The sequence below is a fragment of the Streptomyces sp. NPDC055287 genome, from assembly GCF_053646035.1.
Window position 1 is genome coordinate 26,685 of the sequence record NZ_JBSHNE010000032.1, and the last position, 19,910, is coordinate 46,594.

At 68.5% G+C, this 19,910-nt stretch carries 19 protein-coding genes; 5 read left to right on the top strand and 14 right to left on the bottom strand.

Annotation, left to right across the window (positions count from 1 at the left end; all coding sequences use genetic code 11):
* The first annotated feature begins 52 nt into the window (after window positions 1–52).
* Window positions 53–226 carry a hypothetical protein gene (locus ACWIHY_RS31695; protein ID WP_454379541.1) on the top strand — a complete coding sequence of 58 codons (174 nt, stop codon included), beginning with the start codon at window positions 53–55 and terminating at the stop codon, window positions 224–226.
* A 200-nt stretch (window positions 227–426) separates the two neighbouring features.
* On the opposite strand, the gene ACWIHY_RS31700 is transcribed toward ACWIHY_RS31695, so the two are convergent.
* The 14 genes from ACWIHY_RS31700 to eccB all read right to left on the bottom strand — a co-directional run bounded on the left by ACWIHY_RS31700 (window position 427) and on the right by eccB (window position 13,757).
* A complete protein-coding gene (locus ACWIHY_RS31700; protein WP_454379543.1) occupies window positions 427–849 on the bottom strand; it encodes a hypothetical protein in 423 nt (140 codons plus the stop codon).
* Between the two features lie 126 nt (window positions 850–975).
* Complete coding sequence (locus ACWIHY_RS31705; RefSeq protein WP_454379545.1) at window positions 976–1,635, bottom strand: hypothetical protein; 660 nt, start codon at window positions 1,633–1,635, stop codon at window positions 976–978.
* Between the two features lie 50 nt (window positions 1,636–1,685).
* Window positions 1,686–2,393 (bottom strand): hypothetical protein, encoded by a 708-nt coding sequence (locus tag ACWIHY_RS31710; protein ID WP_454379546.1) that lies wholly within the window; start codon window positions 2,391–2,393, stop codon window positions 1,686–1,688.
* A gap of 37 nt (window positions 2,394–2,430) precedes the next feature.
* Complete coding sequence (locus ACWIHY_RS31715) at window positions 2,431–3,711, bottom strand: putative T7SS-secreted protein (RefSeq protein ID WP_454379548.1); 1,281 nt, start codon at window positions 3,709–3,711, stop codon at window positions 2,431–2,433.
* Complete coding sequence (locus ACWIHY_RS31720; protein ID WP_454379549.1) at window positions 3,711–4,037, bottom strand: hypothetical protein; 327 nt, start codon at window positions 4,035–4,037, stop codon at window positions 3,711–3,713. Before ACWIHY_RS31720 ends, ACWIHY_RS31715 begins: the two co-directional genes overlap by 1 nt.
* 741 nt (window positions 4,038–4,778) lie before the next feature.
* Window positions 4,779–5,897 carry a WXG100 family type VII secretion target gene (locus ACWIHY_RS31725; protein ID WP_454379550.1) on the bottom strand — a complete coding sequence of 373 codons (1,119 nt, stop codon included), beginning with the start codon at window positions 5,895–5,897 and terminating at the stop codon, window positions 4,779–4,781.
* Window positions 5,894–6,232: a hypothetical protein gene (locus ACWIHY_RS31730; protein WP_454379552.1), complete on the bottom strand. Its 339-nt coding sequence runs from the start codon at window positions 6,230–6,232 to the stop codon at window positions 5,894–5,896. Before ACWIHY_RS31730 ends, ACWIHY_RS31725 begins: the two co-directional genes overlap by 4 nt.
* Window positions 6,233–6,606: 374 nt before the next feature.
* Window positions 6,607–7,938: a type VII secretion-associated serine protease mycosin gene (gene mycP, locus ACWIHY_RS31735; RefSeq protein ID WP_454379553.1), complete on the bottom strand. Its 1,332-nt coding sequence runs from the start codon at window positions 7,936–7,938 to the stop codon at window positions 6,607–6,609.
* A 90-nt stretch (window positions 7,939–8,028) separates the two neighbouring features.
* Window positions 8,029–9,486 (bottom strand): WXG100 family type VII secretion target, encoded by a 1,458-nt coding sequence (locus ACWIHY_RS31740; protein WP_454379555.1) that lies wholly within the window; start codon window positions 9,484–9,486, stop codon window positions 8,029–8,031.
* A 39-nt stretch (window positions 9,487–9,525) separates the two neighbouring features.
* Window positions 9,526–9,876 (bottom strand): hypothetical protein, encoded by a 351-nt coding sequence (locus tag ACWIHY_RS31745; protein WP_454379557.1) that lies wholly within the window; start codon window positions 9,874–9,876, stop codon window positions 9,526–9,528.
* A 25-nt stretch (window positions 9,877–9,901) separates the two neighbouring features.
* Window positions 9,902–11,176: a type VII secretion-associated serine protease mycosin gene (gene mycP, locus ACWIHY_RS31750; protein ID WP_454379558.1), complete on the bottom strand. Its 1,275-nt coding sequence runs from the start codon at window positions 11,174–11,176 to the stop codon at window positions 9,902–9,904.
* 142 nt (window positions 11,177–11,318) lie between these two features.
* Window positions 11,319–11,603 carry a WXG100 family type VII secretion target gene (locus tag ACWIHY_RS31755; RefSeq protein ID WP_454379560.1) on the bottom strand — a complete coding sequence of 95 codons (285 nt, stop codon included), beginning with the start codon at window positions 11,601–11,603 and terminating at the stop codon, window positions 11,319–11,321.
* A gap of 47 nt (window positions 11,604–11,650) precedes the next feature.
* Window positions 11,651–11,962 carry a WXG100 family type VII secretion target gene (locus tag ACWIHY_RS31760; protein ID WP_454379562.1) on the bottom strand — a complete coding sequence of 104 codons (312 nt, stop codon included), beginning with the start codon at window positions 11,960–11,962 and terminating at the stop codon, window positions 11,651–11,653.
* Window positions 11,963–12,167: 205 nt separating this feature from the next.
* Window positions 12,168–13,757 (bottom strand): type VII secretion protein EccB, encoded by a 1,590-nt coding sequence (gene eccB / locus ACWIHY_RS31765; RefSeq protein ID WP_454379564.1) that lies wholly within the window; start codon window positions 13,755–13,757, stop codon window positions 12,168–12,170.
* Window positions 13,758–14,088: 331 nt separating this feature from the next.
* Between eccB and eccE the strand changes: the two genes are divergently transcribed.
* The 4 genes from eccE (at window position 14,089) to ACWIHY_RS31785 (ending at window position 19,857) form a co-directional block, all read left to right on the top strand.
* Entirely contained in the window at window positions 14,089–15,411 is a 1,323-nt protein-coding gene (eccE, locus tag ACWIHY_RS31770) for a type VII secretion protein EccE (protein ID WP_454379565.1), read from the top strand.
* The gene (locus ACWIHY_RS31775; RefSeq protein WP_454379567.1) at window positions 15,411–16,250 is read left to right on the top strand and encodes a hypothetical protein; all 840 of its coding nucleotides are present in this window, start codon (window positions 15,411–15,413) and stop codon (window positions 16,248–16,250) included. Before eccE ends, ACWIHY_RS31775 begins: the two co-directional genes overlap by 1 nt.
* A 212-nt stretch (window positions 16,251–16,462) precedes the next feature.
* On the top strand, window positions 16,463–19,504 hold the full coding sequence (locus ACWIHY_RS31780; protein WP_454379569.1) for an SCO5717 family growth-regulating ATPase: 3,042 nt from the start codon (window positions 16,463–16,465) through the stop codon (window positions 19,502–19,504).
* 119 nt (window positions 19,505–19,623) lie between these two features.
* A complete protein-coding gene (locus ACWIHY_RS31785; RefSeq protein WP_454379570.1) occupies window positions 19,624–19,857 on the top strand; it encodes a DUF397 domain-containing protein in 234 nt (77 codons plus the stop codon).
* The last annotated feature ends 53 nt before the right edge of the window (window positions 19,858–19,910 follow it).

Below are 19,910 nucleotides of genomic sequence, written 5' to 3' on the forward strand. Positions count from 1 at the left end.
AGACCGTGCGAGTCCTCGGGCGATCGACCCGGTCGCGGCGTCGGCCCGCTACGTGAGCATCTCGGTCGGCGCGTACGTCCGCTCCCTGGCCCTGCTCGCCACCGTGCGGCAGCGGATGGAGGGGCTCGACCCGGTAGCAGCGGGTGTGGCGGTGGCGGAGCTCCAGGAGCACTGGTGGCCATCGACGCCATGGCGCTGGCGAATCCGGACTGCTGGTGGTCGCTGATTGTCGAGCAGATGTGGCACGGGCTGTTCTGAGTGGTGGTTGAGCCGGTCCGGTCGAGGAGTTCCACGCCGCTTGATCGGGCCGTGTGCCGAGCACCCCGGAGGCCCTCCGGCTCATACGGAAGCGCCCTGCACGGAGAAACTGGGCGGGTGATTCCGCCCAGCCCCTCCGTGCAGGGCCCGAAACGCGCGCTCGGGTGCTCAGTACAGTGAGAAGCCGCCGCTGTGCCGCCCCTGACTCTTCTTCCGAGGCTGCGGGGAGTCCTCGCCCGAGCGCGTCGGCGCGTTCGGATCCGAAGGCGCGCTGTCATTCGCGGGCGCTTCGCCCTGCCTGATCTGCTCCTGCTCCTCCTCGGAGAGCGACTCCCACTGGTTGCGCAGCGACGCCATAGGGCCGCCGCTCAACGCCCGCACCGCCGAGGGGTCGTCCAGGGCATCGCGCAGTTGGAGGCGGCCCGACAGCAGGTTCTTCGCCGTGTCCTGGAGTTCCTTGCCGGCGCCGCCACCGTCGGCAAGCTTGCGCAGCGCCGAGTTCAATGAGCGAACCTGCTCGGGGTCGAGCGCTTCGTCCCACACGCCGCGGTCGGGATCGGGTCCCTTGGGGTTCTGGGGCTGCTGGGCCATCTCGCTTCTCCTCACCTCTCGTCCCCTCAGTATCTCTCGTCACCCGAAGTCGACGCACTCGTTGCTGGGCATGACGCACTCGTCGCTGGCATAGGGACAGCAGACGGAAGGCGGACGGACGGACTGTCAGAAGACCCTGCGCGCGAGCCCCGCCTGCTCCGCCCTGGCGATACGGTCCGGGCCGGCCGACTCGCGGTCCGGGGCCAGCCTGTCCCACTTCTCGGGGTGCATGAGCAGCAGTGCGCCGCTGCCCGGCACGAACGCGATGCCTCCGAACGGCAGGTCGCCCGCCACCCACACGCCGTTCTCGATGCCCTCGGGCCACGGGTCGCGACGCCTGCCGCGGCTCGGCACTTCGAGCACGTGCATCAGCGGTGACCTCGCGCCCTGGGCGGTCTTCAGTCTCAGAGTGAGCTTGGGGCCTCCCTTCGTGGCCCGCTTTCCGTCCTTCTTTTCGACCTGCGGCCAGAATTCGTCGAAGGAGTACTGTCGCAACGCCTTCCTGCACGCGCGCGTGACGACGACGACGGACGGGAGCTTGTAGAAGAGGACAGCCAGAAGGCCCATGATGCCGATGCCCGTGAAGGGCGCCGTGACGTACACGGCCCAGTGCCACGTGCCGTCGAAGGCGCCCGACTGCACCAGCAACGGCGGAACGACCGCCATGACCGCGAAGGTCGCACCGTACGCCAGGAACCTCCTGACCACGCGGGAGGTCAGTCGCTTGCGCAGCTCCTCCGCGTCCACGGCCGGGGACGAGTGCTCAACATGCGGTGCTTCCGGCATGGGTCTCCTTTGGTTACGGCCACTGCCGCTGGTCTCGGGCACTGCCGCGGCTATCCGAAGTCGTTCCTGATGGCGTTCGTAGCGGCAGACCCCCGGCCCGTGCCGCCCTCGCTGCCCGGCTCTTCCCGAGGCGACGGGTCGGTGAACGACAGGGTGTGCGCGACGCCGAGCAGGATGTTCCGGTAGTCGTCGGCGACGTCGACCGCGGCCGTCACCAGCTGCACGACGACGATGTCGGGCATACCGCGGCCCGTCACGGCGACCGTGCCCTGCCAGACGGTTCCCTCCTGGGGAGCACCGCTCCCTTCCGGCGGCCTGCCGGGTGCGACCGTACGCCGCTTCTTCTCGGCTATGAAGCCCGTTCCGCACGGCAGCTCCAGCGGGCGCATGCCTTCGTCCGGGTTGTCGGCGGCGGTTCCGGCCATGCTGGCCAGTACCAGCTTCGCGTTGACTCCGGACGCCGGGACGGTCGACACCGTGAGTACGGACGACACGAATCCGTCGGACTCGTCGGGGTGCAGTCCGATCGCACACCCCTGGACCTGCTGGGCGTTGAGCAGACCGACAACCCCGGTGTAGAAGCGCACCACTTCTTCCGCGCGCTCACGCAGTTCGTCGGGCAGGCTCATCACCTGCTTGATCAACGCCACGACCTGCTCGAACGGCGGGTCGAGATCCAATTGCAGGTAGCCGTGCGGAAGCCCGTACCAGAAGGCCGGCTGCGGCTTGCTCGCCGTCTCCGCGTAATGCTCAGTCACTGTCCAACCCGCTTTTCACTTGCCGCGCCACGCTCGCTCACAACCATCCCAGAAGCCCCGCAATGCTGTGCGCGGTCGCAGCGGCCTTGGTGCTTTCCGCGGCATTGTGCTCGCCGCCTTCCTTGTCGACGACTCCCAGGCTCTCCAGGGAAGACACGACGTTCGCGGCGACATTGACGCCATTGGCGGTGATCTCGCCCATCAGCTTCGCCGAACCCGAAGCGGTTTCGCCGGCCGCACGCCATGCGTCTGCGACTTCGTCCGTGGCGTTCTTCGAGAAGGCAGGGACGATCTCCTTGACAAAGGCACCGGCCTTCTCGGTGTTCGTAACGGCTACGCCCATGCGCCCGGCCATTCCCACACCGTCGGCGACTTCCTTCGCCGCCAGGCCCAATGCCTTGCCGCCCGGAATCATCCCGACCGTGTCTCCGGCTATGGAAGCCCAGGCGGAAAACATGTCCATCCCGCTGCCGCCGCCGAACAAGTCGCTTCTGAATTTCGGGTCGGACAGGTTCTTGGACATGGAGGCCGCGCTCGCCACCACCGCGATTCCGGCGAACAGCGGAGCGAGCGGCGTGGGAAAGAGCGCCAGCATGCCGGCGATGGCGCCGATGGTTCCGGCGTGCTCGTAGAGGAACGCGCCGACGGCCTTGATGCCGTCCCAGATGGCGTCGACGGCCTTGCTCAGCCAGCCCGGTTCCTTGGGCGCCAGCTTGTCGGTGGCGTCGTCGAGCGACTTGGCGACCGTCTCCGCGTTGTCCGAGTGAGTGGTCTCCAGCGTCTTGGCCTTGGTGATGACGTCGTCGTACGCACCGTTGGCCTGGTTCAGCGCGGTCGTCGCCTCGTTGAGGCTGCGCTCGGCCGCCCGCAGACGCGCCGTCGCGGCGTCGGCCTCTTCCTGGGTACCGAACTGCTGGCCGGCGAGCTTGAGGTCGGGGTGCTGCCCCGCCTTGTCGTGCCGGTCCTTGGCCGTATTGGCCGCGGCCTTCTTCTCGGCCGCCGCGGCGTCGTACTTCTGCGCCAGGTCGCGGTTGGCTGTCAGATAGCCGTCCCAGTTGCCCAGTTGGGCGGAGGCCTTCTCCAGGGAGCGCGCGGCATTCTTGATGTACGTCGGCAGCTCGCCGTCGATCGCCTCGCGAAACGCCTTCGCGGCGTCGCCTTCCCAGTAGCTGCTCTCGCCGATGAGCTTCTGAAGCTGAGTGTGACACGTACGCAGCGCGGTAGCCGCGGTAGTGACTTTCTGCTTCAGCGCGTTGACTTCACTCGGTATACCGGGAGTGGGGTTCCACCCGAGGTTGGGATAGGGATTCACGGCCATTACTTCGCGCCCTTTCCACCCGAGGTGGACTGCTGAGCCATGTCGTTGAAAGCCTTCTCCAAGGCCTTTTCGACCTCTTCGTAGCCTTTCTTGTTCGACTTCACGCCCTCACTTATGGCGTCGATCATCTTCTTGGTCTGCTCCGACCCGTACTTCCACCGCTCCTGGAATCCGTCGCACGCCTCGTCCAGTCGCTTGGTACCGATCTGGTCGGCGCGGACGTGATCCAGAGCGGCACGCGCCTCGTTGAGGTCCCGGACACAGCCTTCGAGAGTCTTGAGGAACTCCCCCAGCTGATCCGTATCTGCTTTGAAGTGATCCCCCATGGACCGGAGTTCTCCCTTACGGCTACCGAATCATCACGAAGACCGAACGGATCGCGGAGCAGCACCGAAGACCGCGGCAAGCCACAACCCGGCGGACGGAGCGACGGGCCGGGCGGCGTGCAGTTCTCCCGAGGGTCCTGCACGGAGGACGCCGCAGATGGCCGACCCCATCACCTGTGCCCGGCGAGCATCCTCACCCCACGGGTCACACTCTCCCCATTAGTCACACAACACCCTAGAGCCTTCGCGAACACGGGGCGGCAGCGGCCGTCGTCAGGTTCGGTGGAGAACTTGTAATCGAGGCCTCGGGGGCGGGGTGGGCGCGGTGCGGGGGCGGGGTCGGCGCGGTGCGGGGGCTAGGAGTGGGGGCGGTGCGGGGGCTAGGAGCGGGGGCGGTGCGGGGGCCTTGTCGGCGGCCGGATCCGACGGTATCCAGTGGGCATCGGACGACATACGGCGGCAGTCGGTGGGATCCCGTGGCATCCGGCGGGAGCAGGCGGGACAGCACGAAGCTCCTGATGATCGTGGTCGGTCCGGCTGGCCGGCCCACGCCACGATCCATCAGGAGCTTCGAGCCCGCCGTCACAAGGCGGGAAGAGCAGCGGTGGTACAGGGAGCAAAGGTCGCCGACGGTCGGCGCCGCGAATCGTCAGTCGGTGACTGCCGTGCGGCGCGAGGCCACACCCCGGGCCGGCTCGCCCGCGTACGAACGTGCGGTGGCAAGCCGGAGAGGCTGCCCGCTCATCCGAAGTCGTCCCTGATGTCGCGCTGCCGGGGTGAAGGTCCCCTCGCGGGAGGCGCACCGGCTCCGGGCGACCGCGCGTCGCCCGCGGGGCGGGGACCGCCCTCTTGGCGACCATTCCCGGGGGGCCTCGCCGCGTCGGGATTCGCCGGGGGAACGACAGGGTTGCCCGGAGTCTGCAATCGACGATGGGCCATGGCTCCGATGCCCACGCCGCCGGCACCGCCAACACCGCCGCCCGCGGCATTGACCACGGCGTTCTTCAGCCACTCCGGCTTCTCACCGGTCGCCTTTGTGACACCGTCGACGGCGACTCCGCCCCCGACATTGCCGACCACCCCACCTGCCACGCTTTCCGCGGTACGCATTCCCAGTCGGCTCACGCCACGGTTGCGCAGCAGGGCCGTCGCGCCTCCCGCCCCGGCCATCCCCAACGGCGTACCCGCGAGCGACGCCACGCCACCCTGCCAGGTCGCTTCATACAAGCCCGCGGCATCGACTCCTTCGCCCGTCGCCGCCGCACTGGTGGCTGTAGTGACGGTGTTCCCTGCCCAGTTGATACCGAAGTCCACCAGCAGCTTGGTGAGCTTCGTCGACCGCTGATAGGCACGCATCACTGCCGCGATGCGGCTCAGCAACCGGCCGAGCCGTTCGGAGAGACTGATGGCTCGCCCGGCCAGCCGTGCGACGTTCGCTGCCGCGGCGGCGCTTCCGAGACCGACTGTGACAAAGGACAGGGCTACGCCGACCCCGATCGAGACGCCGATCTCGATGTAGATGTCGTGGATCTCCGAGTTGATCCGCTCGATGGAATCGGCGGCCTCGTCGAGCTGGCCGGCGATTTCGTCGTACTGCGCCGTCGCCTTCTCGACCTGTGCCCTCATCTCGCGCCAGTGGTCCTTGAACGCTTCAGCGGCAGGTCCGCGCCAGGTGTCCCCCACGACGTCCTCGACCTTCCGGTCGAGGGCTTTGAGCAACCCGTCGGCGCCCGCGACGTCGGACTGCAGGCGACGCCACTCCTTGGCAGCCTGCCTGAGTTCCTCGGGCCTGCCACCGGGATTCACGAGCTCGATCCCGAGCTCTACGAGCTCCTCGCCGACCGACTCGTTTCCGCTCACTTCTTGGCCCCGTCACTCTTCTTGCCGAAGAGCACCGCGACACCGTCGTCGGTGACTTCGGTGTTGCGGTGCACTTTCCGCAGGGAATCAGCTACGGCATCCAAGTACGTGTGCACCAGCTTCATGGCGTCGGCGGCGTCCGTGGAGTACTCGATGTATTCGGTTCTCAGCTCGTCGGATTCCGTCAGGAGGCCAAATCCGTCCGAGATGGCCTCTTCTCCGGTCTTGTCCTTAAATTGCTTCAGGTGCGCACGTAAATCGTAGGCCTGAAGCTCGAATTCGCGAGCAAGTTTCCTGCCCGCGTCCTGTGCGTAAAACGGCGCGTCGTCAGCCACGTGCGACTCTCATTCTTCGGCAGCGCGTGGGCGGATTCGCCGGCACCAGCCTGGTGAGCATGCTGCGGGGACCGACGGGGGGCCGGCCCAGAGAGTGCGTCAACTCGGCTCGCAGCGCTCGGGCATGACTCGTACGGCCTGCCGAGAGCGATCCGTTTCCTGCCACGCACTCCCACGACCGGCCCAACGATCAATCCATCCACAGGACATGGTCTTGTCCTACTGGCTCCGCTGCGGGTGCGTGTACGCGTCGCCCCTACTCCTGCTCACCCACACCAAGGCCCTTTTCGCGCGGAGCTCCAGGACAACGACTGAGCCCGTCGTGCAAGGCCCCGAGGGGGCGGGCACGACGGGCTCAGTCGATGCAATGCGGCTTACTGGCCTTGGTTCGGCGGGTGTTGCGCATAGGGATTCGGGTGCTGGGGCGCCTGGCCCGAAGGGGAGGCAGGGTACGACTGTTGAGCGGCGGGATACGTCGACTGGTTCGGGTAGCCGCCACCCTGGGAAGACCCGCCACCGGGGCCGCCGTTGCCGCGGCTGCTGCGGCTACGGATGACCGCAACGATGATGCCGCCGATGACTAGTACCCCTGCGATGCCGGCGATGACAAGAATGCCGCCGGAGGAGGACTTCTTCTTCTTGGCCTGGCTTGTGGTGCCGTCGTCGCCCGCGGATGCGCTGCCGGCCTTTGAGGGGGTTGCCGCCGTCAACTTGCCCAGGGGCCCTTCCTTCGGACCCTGGGGGATGTCCATAGTGACGGCCTGGTAGGGGCGAATAATCCCGTAGCCGTATTCCTCGTCGGGTGCCTTCAGACCCTTGTGGTCGAGGAAGGAGGCCGACTTGATGAGGCGGTTAATCACTTGGCCGGCGGTGAGGTTGGGGTACTTAGCGCGTACCAAGGCGGCGGTGGCGGACACGTAGGCGGTGGCATCCGAGGTGCCGGTGGACAAACTGTATCCCGGCGACCGATTCTTGTTCGCCGCCAGAATCTCAACACCGGGCGCCGTAAGAGTGAGCCCCTTCCCAGTGTTGGAACCTTCCCAACGGTTGCCCTCTTTGTCTACCGCACCGACAGAAACAACGCCGGGCAGCGCGGCTGGCTCATCGACGGCGACGGCCCCACTATTTCCCGCAGCTGCGACAACCACAACGTCGTGCGCCTGCGCGTAGGCGATTGCTTCACGGCCGTCACTGAGAGTCTTGCCACCGCCATCACCACTAAAAGACAGGTTGATGACCTTCGCACCCTGGTCGACTGCATATCGAACCGCTGCACCCCAGGTTTCATCCGGATTGTTGTCATCCTTCGCTTGCAGAGTGCGCAGCGGCAAAATCTGCGCCTTGGGCGCGAGCCCGATCATGCCGGACGAACCTTTAGCGCCGTGGCCGCGCGCAGCGATGAGGCTCGCCATGCTCGTCCCATGCCCAAAAGTATCCTCCTGAGCATTCCCGCCGTCGGTGAAGTCCTTCCCCTTGAGGACTTGACCACTCAAGTCAGGGTGACTGGCGTCGACACCAGAGTCGACGACAGCAACAGTTACGCCCTCCCCCTGAGACTCGGCCCAAGTATCTTGCATGGCAAATACGTCCAACACCCACTGTTGATCCCTGACGTAGTCCGCCGAGGCAGTCGGGGCTGAAGTGAGGAGCAAGGCTCCTGTCAGCGCCACGACTCCCGCCGTGGACCAGACTCGCTTGGCACCCATTTCCTTGCTCCTCACTCGACTGCGACTGGTTAGACCAGCCTTAATACAGGCGAGCCGCACGGACCTTCCGTGCGGCTCGCTCGTTCGCGCCTACTCGATGTTGCGTGGCACGTTCCGGTTGCGGTCCTCTTCCGAGATCCAGGTCTCTTCGTCCTCGACCAGGTAGTCGGGACGCTCGCCCCGCTCATTCTCGTCCCCGGAACGACGGCCGCTGCGACCGCCCATGCCCCCAGCCATACCGCCCGGCATACCGCCGCGAGTTCCACCCCGGCTACCGTGCAGGCCCGCACCGCCGCCGACACCCTTCCCAGTGATGCCCTTGGCCGCGCCAACCACACCACCACGAGACTTCGCGAGGGCTCCACGGCCACCGCCGCCGGCGCCGGCCCGCCCGGCGCCGCCAGCTCCGGCGCCACCGCCCATGCCACCCATCCCGGCTCGGGCTCCAGTACCACGGCCAGCTGCTGTGCCGCCCGGCCCGCCTAGACCCGGACGGCCACCGGGCACGCCAATGCCGCTGCGTGTTGCGGCACGGCTGAGACCCGGGCCACCGCCCCCCGGAACGAGCGCACTCGGCGCGCCGCCACCGGGACCGGTCCCCGCACCGCCGGGTGCGACACCGCTGGGCCCGGGACCACCGCCCGTCAGGCCGGGCTTGATGCTATCCACGTTCGTGCCTGTCGTGGGCGGGAGCGGCGCCCCCGGAACGCCTCCCGTGATGCCCTTGGGGCGGGGACCTACAGGAGCCGCCCCAATACCTTTGGGCGGACCGGCACTCCAGGGCTTATTGGCTGAACCTGTGGCACCTGGCCGGGATGCACCGCCGACACCCCCCGGGGTGACGGGCGGTGGGTACTCCACATCACGGGTCGGCTCCTTGATGTGGCCGTCGTCGTCAACACGAGCGCGGTTCCTATTCAAGTTCCCCGCGACGCGCGCGTACTGAACCCCGAGATTCTCCATGACAGCGACACCATTGAGGTGCGCTTCTCGGCTTGCACCGATCTTGCCCTCATTGATCTTCGCTACTTCTGCGGTAGTCAGCTTGCGATCCTTGAGGTCCTCGGCCGTCGACTCACCGTTATCCCAGGACCAGTCACTGAGAGCATCGCCAGCCTTTGCCCAGCCGCTGGGTTCCTTGATGTCGTCCAGCTGCTGCTTGTAGTTGCGCAATTGCTTTGCGGCATCAGCCATCTGGGAGCTGTTGAGATCGGCATGCCAAGCCGCATTCCTGATGCTCTGGGCGAGCTTTCGAGCGCTCTTCTCAAAGGCTGCGGCAGCTTCCCCCTCCCAGTGCTCCAGCACGTTGTCGACCGCCTTGTCGAGCAGGCCGGCAATCCCCTCGCCGTCCTTGCCTCCGGCGAGGATGTCCTTGACCTTGCCCCAGTTGCGGCCGGTCTCCTCGATCGTGCCCGGGTTGGTGCCATCAAGCATCTGCTTAAGCTCTTTGAGCGAGTATTCGATGAATTGAGTTTTCGTCTGAGGCCGCCCTGCGATGCAGGTCTCCCCCTCAATTACTGGCTTCGGCAGCTCTTTGTCACCGGCCATTTTTGAACCCTTCCCCTCAGTTGGTGCTGCTCGATCGGACTACTTGTCCCACTTGCCGTTCGAGCCCCCCGAGCCACCACCCATGTGGTTCTTGTTCGCGTACTCCTGCTCGGTGTACTTGTCCTTGACCTTGGAGGTGCTCTTGCCGAACTTGTCGATCAGCCCGTGCAGTCCCCTAATCACGCCTTCCAGGTCGCCCTTCGTGTCCACGTGGGCTTTCTGGAGGTCACCCGCCTCCAGAAACATGCACGTGTTTCCGAACGCGTCCATCGGGATGTCCGTCCGGTACCGCGACGTCTCCCCCGCCTTGTCCATGTCGTCCAGCAGCGTCCAGAGCTTCTTGATCACTTCATCGAGTGCACTCAGATCCACCCGCATTCCGTTGCCCATACCCCGTGTCCTCTCCCCTGTTTCCTTAACCTGACTGCCTGGCACGCTTGTTCCGCCAGTCCCGCACCGCGATCCCGCTGCCACTCGCCAGAAGCACCAGCAGCAAGCCCGCCCCCACCACGTACATGGCGACCCGTTGCTCCTGCTCCGCCTCTGTCTCGCCCATCGTCACCGCCATCGGGATGACCTCGCCCGAGCCCGCTACCACCGGGGGGTCCGGTTCGGGGCGGGTGCCCGGGGTGGACTCGTCCGAGAGAGCGGCTACCGGGTCCACTACGCCCCAGCCCAGGTAGCGGTTCGGGCCGCGGCCCGGACGTTGGGCGGATTCCTGGATGCGGGTGGTGATCTGGGCCGCCGACCACTTCGGGTGCTTTTCCTTCAGCAGTGCCGCTACGCCCGCTACGTACGGGGCCGCGAAGCTCGTGCCGTCCGCCGCGCACTGGCCGCTCGTCGGGACGGTCGAGACCATGCCGACGCCCGGGGCCGCCACGTCGACGAAGTCGCCCGCCTGCGAGAAGAAGGCGCGTTCGTCGTTGCGGTCCGAGGCCGCCACCGCCAGGACGCCCGGGTACGACGCCGGATAGGTGTTCGCGGACTCTCCGTTGGCGCCGTCGTTGCCGGAGGCTGCGACGATCAGGGCGCCGGCCTTCACGGCTTCCGCCACGGTGTTGCGCAGAGTCGCGTTGTCCTTCTTGTTCGCCGTGTCCGACGAGATGTTGATGATCTTCGCACCCTTGGCCACCGCGTCGTTGATCGCGGCGGACATCGTCCCCGAATCACCCTGCTTCTCCTCCCCGCCCGTGTAGCGGAGGGAAAGAATCTTGGCCTCCGGGGCCATGCCCGCGAAGCCGGTGCCGGGGATCTCGCGGGCAGCGATGATGCCGGCCACCCGGGTGCCGTGGCCCTCGAGGTCTTCCGTGCCGTCGCCCTTGCCGACGTAGCTCTTGCCGCCCGCGGCCATCGCGCCGCGCAGCTGGGGGTTCCTGTCGTCGACGCCGGTGTCGATCACGGCGACCATGACGCCCTTGCCGGTCGCCTGCGCTCGCAGTTGGTCCAGGAGTACGCGCTGGAGCGCCCACGGCGTGGACTTTATGATGTCGCCGCCGAAAGTGCACTCGGAGCTGGAGGACAGGCCGAAGGACGGGTTGTCCGCGTCCGCCAGGTGAGTTCCAGCGGGGGCGGCTGCCGTCGACGGGGCGGGTGCGAGACACGCCCCGGTGACCGCGAGAACGCCAAATGCCCGCTGCAGTGCGCGGGTTCCACTCGTACGCGTACGCGGACGGGGTGTCAGGACCCCCATGTTCAGGCTCCCCAGGCTTTCTTGCTTCGTTGTCGAAGCTTGAGCTGCTGTAGCTGCGTTGGCTGTTGTGCAGAAGTGGGACGGCCCAGCTGACGCCATGGCGTCCGCCGGGCCGGCCCATCTCGTCTCACCTCGGTGCGGATCAGCCCCAGGTGTTGGCGTTGCTCTTCTCAGTGGCCTGGTAGTTCTCGGCCGAGCTCTGCAGCGCCGCAGCGATCTTCATCAGGGTCGCGTGCAGGTTGGCCGCGGTCTTGTCCCAGTCGCGCTGCTTGCGCTGGTATCCCTCCTGCGCCTCACCTTCCCAGGTGGTGGCGACGCGCCGGACAGCGGCCTCGACGTCGTCGAGCTGCTGCTTGATGCGGCCGGCGGTGTTCTTCACGTCCGTGGACGCGTTGGTGATGGTGGCGTAATTGACGAGAATCGACATCGTCGCTCCCTTTCAGGAAGAGGAATGGGGAAGTCAGTGAGAGCGGATCAGCCGAAGTCAGACATGATCTTGCTTACTTCAGCGTTCTGCTGCTCTTCCGACGCGGTGTAGTTGCTCCGCGTGGAGTCCACGGCTTCCTTGATGTCGTTGAGGATGTCGCTCATCTTCTTGGCGTCCTCGTTCCACCGGTTCTGGAGCTCGTGGTACGACTTGGCGGCCTGGCCCTGCCAGCCACCCGCGACCTGGTCGATCACTCCGCTGAGACGGCGGATCTCGCCCTGGATCTGCCCATTCACCGTGCTGATCTGACCCGAGAGCCTGGTCAGCTCATCTTCTGTTACCCGAAACTGCCCGGCCATGGTGAACCTTCCCCCATGTCGTTGATGGTCCGGGAAGCCTGTGCCACTCCCCGGATGAGCGTCACATCAATGAGCGCTGCAAACACTCTATCGCCCGTCAGTCACACATCCACATGTGACGGTTATCAGTTACAGAGTTCACACACATGCGCGACAGCACTGTGATCGACAACACCAAGTCCCGCTGCATATACGCCCGTTAGGGTCACTGGCTCTGCGGCTGCGCCGCGCTGCCGGTGTCGAGCATCGGCCCCTTCGGAATGAACTCCGCCCACGTCTGCGGCACGATCGCGGGGTGCGCGACCTTCTCGTATCCCAGCCGCGTGCGCGCCTTGTCGGTCTCGCTCGCCTCGCCCCCCGACGACTCGGACGACGAGGAAGCGGAGCCGTTCTTGTCCGCCGCGCTATCGTTGTTCGCCGGCAGCGAGTAGCGCAGGCCCGTGTCCGTCAGCAGGTACGTCGCGCCACCGCCCTGCGCCGAGCCGGTGACCTCCTGGAAGAGTAGCCCCGAGCCCGAAGAGACGTACGCGTTCAGCGAGTCGGCGATGACCTTCTTGGGGTACGTCGTCCCTGCCCAGGCCGCGAGCTTCGGCTTCTTGTCCGCTCCGATGTTGCCGCTGTAGACGCTGCACGAGGTGTTCTGGGCCGCACTGGCCGCCGTCGCCACCGGGTTGGCCTGCTTCGGGACCGTCTGCGGCCAGCCCTTGTCCGCATAGAAGGTCTTCGCCGGGCCCTGATTGGCCGCGATGATGTCCGAGGTGTTGGCCTTGATGTCGGTGGGATCGTCTGTTCCGTACGCCACCTCGGCGGACGGTGAATGCTTAAGGAGATTGGCGACGAACGGCGTGATGGCCGCGACCCGGTCCTTCAGTACGACGTAGTACCGATCGCCTTGGGCGTCCTGCGCCTTGAGCACCCGGCCCACCGTCCCCGCCTCGGCGGGAAGCCCTTCGACCTCGGTCTGCGTACCGATGTCCGGCACCGTCGGGAACGCAATAGCGCCGCCCAGGTTGAGGGTCTGCAGCCACTCCGTGCTCACCGGCTGCGGCTCGGACGCCGTGCCGATGACCGCGGCCCTCAGCTGCTCCATCTCGGTGTCGTCAAGACCCGATGTGCCGCCCAGCAGAAACGCGTTGCCCTTGCCGTCGACCAGGTACGCCAGCTTCGTTTTGGAATCGACGACGTACAGCGCCTCCCTCGCGTCGACCTTCCCGGCGTTCGCGACCGACTTCGCGTCGTCGTCGTCGAGGACGAAGACGGCGCGGTCGATGGAGGTGTTCGAGCCGGGCGCCGGGCGCTCGCAGACCGCCCACGTCTTCACCTTCTCGGCGTCTTCCTTGGTGGGCAGCCGGTCGGGGGCGTACGGGATGCCGAGCGTCGCGCCGTGCGGGATGCCGCTCTTGTCGATGTCCTTGCCGGGGACCTCGATGACGCTGCCCTTGCCCTTGTCCAGAAGGAGCTTGGCGGAGGCGTAGTTGAGGACGGGATGCAGCGTCGGGACCTGCTTGCCGTTCGCGGCCTCGTCCGGGATGACGACGTAGCGCGTGGTGGAGTCGCTGTCGACGATGATGTGCTGGCCGGGAGTGTCCCAGCCCTTCGGCGCCGACGGCTTGAGCACACCCCAGGCGATGAAGCCGATCACCAGTACAACACCCACGCCCAGGCTGGGCATTACAGTGCGAATTGGGCGCGGCGCACCTTCGTCGGAGCCCCCGGGCGAAGGTGCCAGGAACGCTGCGACAGTGCGCTTGCGAGCGAACGTATAGGCGGCGAGCTCATCCCGACGCGTTGCCATGGTCCTGGCTCTCCCGTTTGGTCGTGCGTAGTCGTGCGTAGTCGTGCGTAGTCGTGCGAATGCTTGAGGCTGCTTCTGCCGAACAGGCCACCTACTATGCACTGCGCCGCGCGACCGTGATCCACCAGGTGCGCGGTCCCCGCCGCATCTTCACAGGCCTGTGCCATGTTCGTAGCCCGGCACCTGTGTCGCCCCGTGTTCATCAACGGGTACCGTGACCACTCGCACAACTGACGTGGGCAATTGTGGCCCCAGGCCAGTCGCCGGGATCCGTACAGCGGGATCCGCGCCGACGACGGCCACCACTTTCGCGAAAGGGATGTCCCGGGGGATGACCAGCGCTACGAGCACTCGGCGCGGACGCCGCGCACAGCAGCAACCGGGCCGTGGCCGCAGAGCCGCCCCGGCTCCGGCTCCCGCGGCCGGCAACTCCGCGGCGCCGCGCACGCTGCCTCACCCCGGCGGCATGGGCCCGCTGCGGCTCCAGCAGCTCATCCTGGTCGAGCTGGCGGCGGCCGTCATGCTGGCCGCCTGGGTCACCTCCGAGCGCTGGCTGCTCGCCCCGGCCGGTGCCGTGGCCGCGTTGCTGTTGCTCCTCGCGATCGTGCGCCGGCATCACCGGCCGCTGCCCGAGTGGTACGAGACGACCCGCGCCCTCAAGCGCCGCCGGCGCGAGGCCAAGGCACCCGTCCCGCCCGGTACGGATCCGCTGCTGGCCCCGACCGTGGAGTGCGACTCCGCCCTGCGGACGTACACCTTCGTCTCCCGTGACGACCGCTCGATCGGCATGATCGGCGACGGGTCGTTCCTGACCGCCGTGCTCTTCGTCCAGCCGGGCGACGAGCCGCTGCGCCCCGGGGCCGCCGGGCGTCAACTGCCGCTCCAGCTGGTCCAGGACGCCCTCGAGGTCGACGGCATCCGGCTCGCCTCCGCGCAGGTCGTGCAGCACACCCAGCCGGCGCCAGCGCCGCACCTGCCGCAGCAGTCCGTCGCCGCACGGTCGTACGGGCCTCTCCAGGCCCACGCCGGATCCCCCGCGCTCCGGCTCACCTGGGTCGCACTCAAGCTCGACCCGGAGCTGTGCCCCGAGGCGGTGGAGGCACGCGGCGACGGCGTCCCCGGCGCCCAACGCGCGCTGCTGCGCGTCGCGGACCAGCTGGCGAGCCGCCTGGCCGGAGCCGGTTTCCAGGCGACGATCCTGGACGAGAGCGAACTCGTACAGGCCCTCGCGACGTCGAGCTGCCTCAACCCGCGGGCCAACGCCCAGCGGGGTCAGGACGGGCGGCCGGCACAGCGGCGTACGGTCGAGTCGGTACGCAGCTGGCGGGTCGACGACCGGTGGCACTCCACGTACTGGATCTCCCGCTGGCCGCAGCTCGGAGACGGCGGCGTCGCCCTGCCGCGGCTCATCACGCAGTTCACCTCGCTGCCCGTCCTCGCGACGACGTTCAGCATGACCCTGAGCAAGGCCGGCAACCGCGGCATCTCCGTCACCGGGCACGTGCGCATCACCGGCCGGGGCGAGAACGAACTCGGGCAGGTCAGGCGGGACTTGGAGCGCGCCGCGAGCGCGTCGAAGGTCGGCCTGGTGCGCCTCGACCGGGAACAGGTCCCCGGAGCACTCGCCACCCTGCCGCTCGGAGGTACGTCCTGATGTCCTACCCCACGCCGACCATGAACCCGGGGCAGCGCGGCCAGGAGCCCGCACGCACCCCGGCGCACGTGGCCTCGCCCACCGACACCGGCCTGATCCCGATCATCCGGCCGGAGACTCCGCAGCAGCAACGCCGCATTTTCAGCCCGGGGTTCGGGCTGCGCGGACCGCGCCGTAACCGTCATGTCGTGACCGCTGAGGAGATCGCGGCGATCAGCATGCCGATAGGCGACGACGGCGTCATCATCGGCACGGACACGCAGTCCCAGCCGGCGGTGCTCGGCCTGGCCCGTCCCACGCCCTTCGACGTCGTCGTCGTGGGCGGCCTGTGGATCGCCCAGGTACTGGCGCTTCGCTCGGCCGCGACGGGGGCCCGGGTAGCGGTCGAGACCGGCCGTCCGCAGGCGTGGCAGCAGCTCGCCCAGGCGGCGGGCGGGGGCCAGCAGTGCATGACGGTCTATCCGGTGGGACGGGTGCCCGCACAGGGCCCTTCCGTCTCCAGCCCCGTGGTACTGATCCGCGACTGCGGCGTGCGTCCGCCGCGCGGGCGGGTGACGTCGCTGCCGTGGCAGGCCGTGGTGACCGTGCTGCCGTTCGTCGGGGAGCACGCGCCGCGCTGGCTGGCGCAGGCGCAGTTGGTCGGGATCCAGCGCATTTCGCCCCAGGAGACCGATGTCGTGCGGGAGACGCTCGGCATCCCGGCGGAGCATCTCGAGATGCTGCCGACCCTCTCCGACAATGTCGCCCTGTGGTGCACCCGCAAGCATCGCAAGTACGTCATGACCGAGCCCACGGACGCGGAGACGGGTCTGCTCGGCATGGCCCGCCGCCTGGACTGAGGGCCCGGCCGGGCGTCGTGGGCGGGCGTCGGACGGGCGGGGCGCCGGGGGAATCGGGGGCCCGGTCCGCACGCAAGGGCGCTTTTCCGTACCGTGGGGCGAAAGATTAGTCTTCTGGTGATGCGGTGAACGTCGCAGCCGCGTAGGACGCGCCACCCCATCCGCCCGACCGCGACGACGCCAGCAGCAGTTGCTGACCAGGAGGCAAAGCAGTGAACAGGGATCGGTCCGAGTACCACGGCGACGGCCAGTCCTCGGACGGGGACGACCGCGAGCTGGATCTCACCGGCGAGTTCGAAATCGTCTACGAGCCTCCTGCCTGGTACGACCAGAGCACGCGGGGTGGTTCCGCGCAGGGCGGGCAGGGTGACGCCGGACCCGCGTCCCCGCCGCCGCCGACCGGACCGCCGCTGGGTCAGGGTGGCCCCGCCCAGCCGGAACCGCCGACGCCCCAGGTTCCCGCTCAGGCGCAGCCGTACGCCCAGGGCGCGCCGCAGGCGAACCAGTACGGCACGGGCGGCTATGGGTTTCCGCAGCAGCAGGGGCCCGGCGCGCCTCAGCAGGCCGGTGGCTACGGCTACCCCCAGCAGCAGGCGCCGGATGGGTACGGATACCCCCAGCACCCCGCGCCCGCGGCCCCGCAGCAGGCCGCGTTCGGGGCGCCGACACCGGCTCAGGACACGTCCGGTGGCTACGGGTACCCGCAGCAGCCCGCGCCGGCGGCCCCGCAGCAGGCCGCGCCCTCCGCGCCGACACCGGCTCAGGACACCTCGGGTGGCTACGGGTACCCGCAGCAGCCCGCCCCGGCGGCCCCGCAGCAGCCCGCGCCCTCCGCGCCGGAACCGGCACAGGACACGTCCGGCGGTTACGGCTACCCGCAGCGGCCCGCGCCGGCCCAGCCGGCCCCGGCCGCCGTTCCCCAGGCGCAGGCACCGGCCCCGGCTCCCGGCTTCCCCGTACTGCGCCCGATCGACGACGGCGCGCAGGACGACCAGCCCCAGGCCGCCGCCCCGGGGACGGACGTCCCCGAGCAGCAGGCTCCCGAGCAGCAGGTCCCGGAGCCCAACTACGCCGCCGCCGACGCCGAGGCGGCAGCGTTGTTCGGCAGTGCGGACGACGACGAGCCGGCGCAAGCGCACGGCGACGAGACGGCGACGGGTGGCTCCGGCGCCGCGTCCGGCAGCGATGGCGACGACAACGCCGACGCCGCGACGGACGCCGAGGCCGGTGCCGCGGTCTCCGCCGATGCCGTGGGCGACAGCGGTGGCGAGGCCGGGCACGAGCCCGACGCCGCCCCGGCGGCAGCAGCGCCCGCCGCCCCCGAAGCCCAGCAGCCCGCGCAGGTCCAGCCGCAGAGTGAGCCCGCGCCGCAGGGGTCCCAGGAGCTTCCGCCGCTGCCGCAGGGCTACCAGCCCGCACAGCCCGTCCAGGGTGTGCCGCAGCAGGCGGGACAGCCGGACCCGCAGGCCGCGGCCGCGCAGGCCGCCGGATACGGCTACCCCCAGCCCTTCCCCCAGCAGCCGCAGCCGCAGTACCAGGTCCCTCCGCAGGGCACGTTCGGCGCGGCCCAGCCGTTGCCGCAGGCCCAGCAGCAGCCCGTACCGCAACAGCAGCAGCACCCCGGGTACCCCGCGCAGGGCGGCCAGGGCGCCGCACCCGGCTACCCGCAGCAGCAGCCGCATCCGCATCCGCAGCAGCAACAACCCCAGCAGCAGGCACCGCAGGCCGCGCAGCCGCAGCCCGTGCAGCAGCCGCAGCAGGCGTACCCGCAGCAGGCCGCACAGCCCCAGCCCCAGCCCGTACACCCGCAGCAGCCGCAGCCGCAGCCGCAGCAGGGTTACAACTACCCGCCGCAGCAGGCGGGTTACGGCTACCCGCAGGTCGCGCAGCCCGTACCTCCGCAGCAGGCCGCACAGCCTCAGCAGCACCAGCAGCCGCAACCATCGCCGCAGCCTCAGCCGCAGGCCCAACAGCCCCAGTACCAGCAGCCCCCGCAGCAGCACGCCCCCCAGCAGGCACCGCAGCAGCAGCCCCCCGCCTACGGCTCCCAGGGCTGGACCGCCCCCGCGGGACCGCAGGCCGGCGCCCCCCAGCAGCAGGCGGCTCCCGGTACCCCGCTCGGCTACAACGCCGCCGTCGAGCTCTCCTCCGACCGGCTGCTGCGCAACCAGCCGAAGGCCCGTAAGAACAACTCGGGGCCGTCGCGCTTCAAGCTCGGCGCCAAGAAGGAAGAGGAAGAGCGGCAGCGCAAGCTGGCGCTGATCCGTACGCCGGTGATGTCCTGCTACCGGATCGCCGTGATCAGCCTCAAGGGCGGCGTCGGCAAGACCACGACGACCATGTCGCTCGGCGCCACCCTCGCTTCCGAGCGGCAGGACAAGATCCTCGCGATCGACGCCAACCCCGACGCCGGAACGCTCGGCCGAAGGGTACGGCGCGAGACCGGCGCCACCATCCGTGACCTGGTGCAGGCGATCCCGCAGCTGAACAGCTACATGGACATCCGCCGCTTCACCTCGCAGGCGCCGTCCGGGCTCGAGATCATCGCCAACGACGTGGACCCGGCGGTCTCCACGACCTTCAACGACCAGGACTACCGCAGCGCGCTCGAAGTCCTGGGCAGGCAGTACCCGATCATCCTCACCGACTCGGGCACCGGACTGCTCTACAGCGCGATGCGCGGAGTCCTCGACCTCGCCGACCAGCTGATCATCATCTCCACGCCGTCCGTCGACGGTGCGAGCAGCGCTTCGACGACCCTCGACTGGCTCTCGGCGAACGGCTTCGCCGACCTCGTCCAGCGGTCGCTCACCGTGATCTCCGGCGTCCGCGAGACGGGCAAGATGATCAAGGTGGACGACATCGTCGCGCACTTCGAGACCCGCTGCCGCGGCGTCGTCGTGGTGCCCTTCGACGAACACCTCGCGGCCGGTGCCGAGGTCGACCTGAACATGATGCGTCCCAAGACCCGTGAGGCGTACTTCCACATCGCGGCCCTCGTCGCCGAGGACATCGCCCGCACCCAGCAGGGCCAGGGTTTCGCCCCGCAGCACCAGGTCCCCCAGCAGCAGGTCCCCCAGCAGCAGCCCCCGCAGGGCTACGCGCCCCAGCAGCACCCCGGCGCCGCGCCCCCGCCCGGCCAGGGCTGGCAGCAGCCGGGCCAGCAGCAGCCCCCGCAGGGCCAGGGCTGGCAACAGCAGCCGTCGGCCCAGCCGCAGAACCCGCAGCAGCCCGGCCCCGGCTGGACGCAGTAGCACCCCGAGCCCGTCCCCCGTGCGGGTGAGTTACTACAAGGTGCTTATGCGCGAGGCAGGTTACGTCGGCCTAAAATGCGGGAACGACGTCCTGCCGTTGCCGAAAGGGAGTTTGACTGATGGGGAGCGCACAGGAGAAGGACAAGCTGTACGCCCTCGACATCTCCGGCGTCGAGTGGCACAGCGCGCCCGACACGAGCGAGAACGAGGAGCGCGTCGAGATCGCGTACCTGCCCGAAGGGGCCGTCGCGATGCGCTCGTCCCTGGACCCGGAGACAGTCCTGCGGTACACCGAAGCCGAGTGGCGGGCCTTCGTACTCGGAGCGCGCGACGGTGAGTTCGACCTGACCTGAGTGCCGGTGCCGTGACAGCACTTCGCCCCGCCGGACGAGATCCGGCGGGGCGA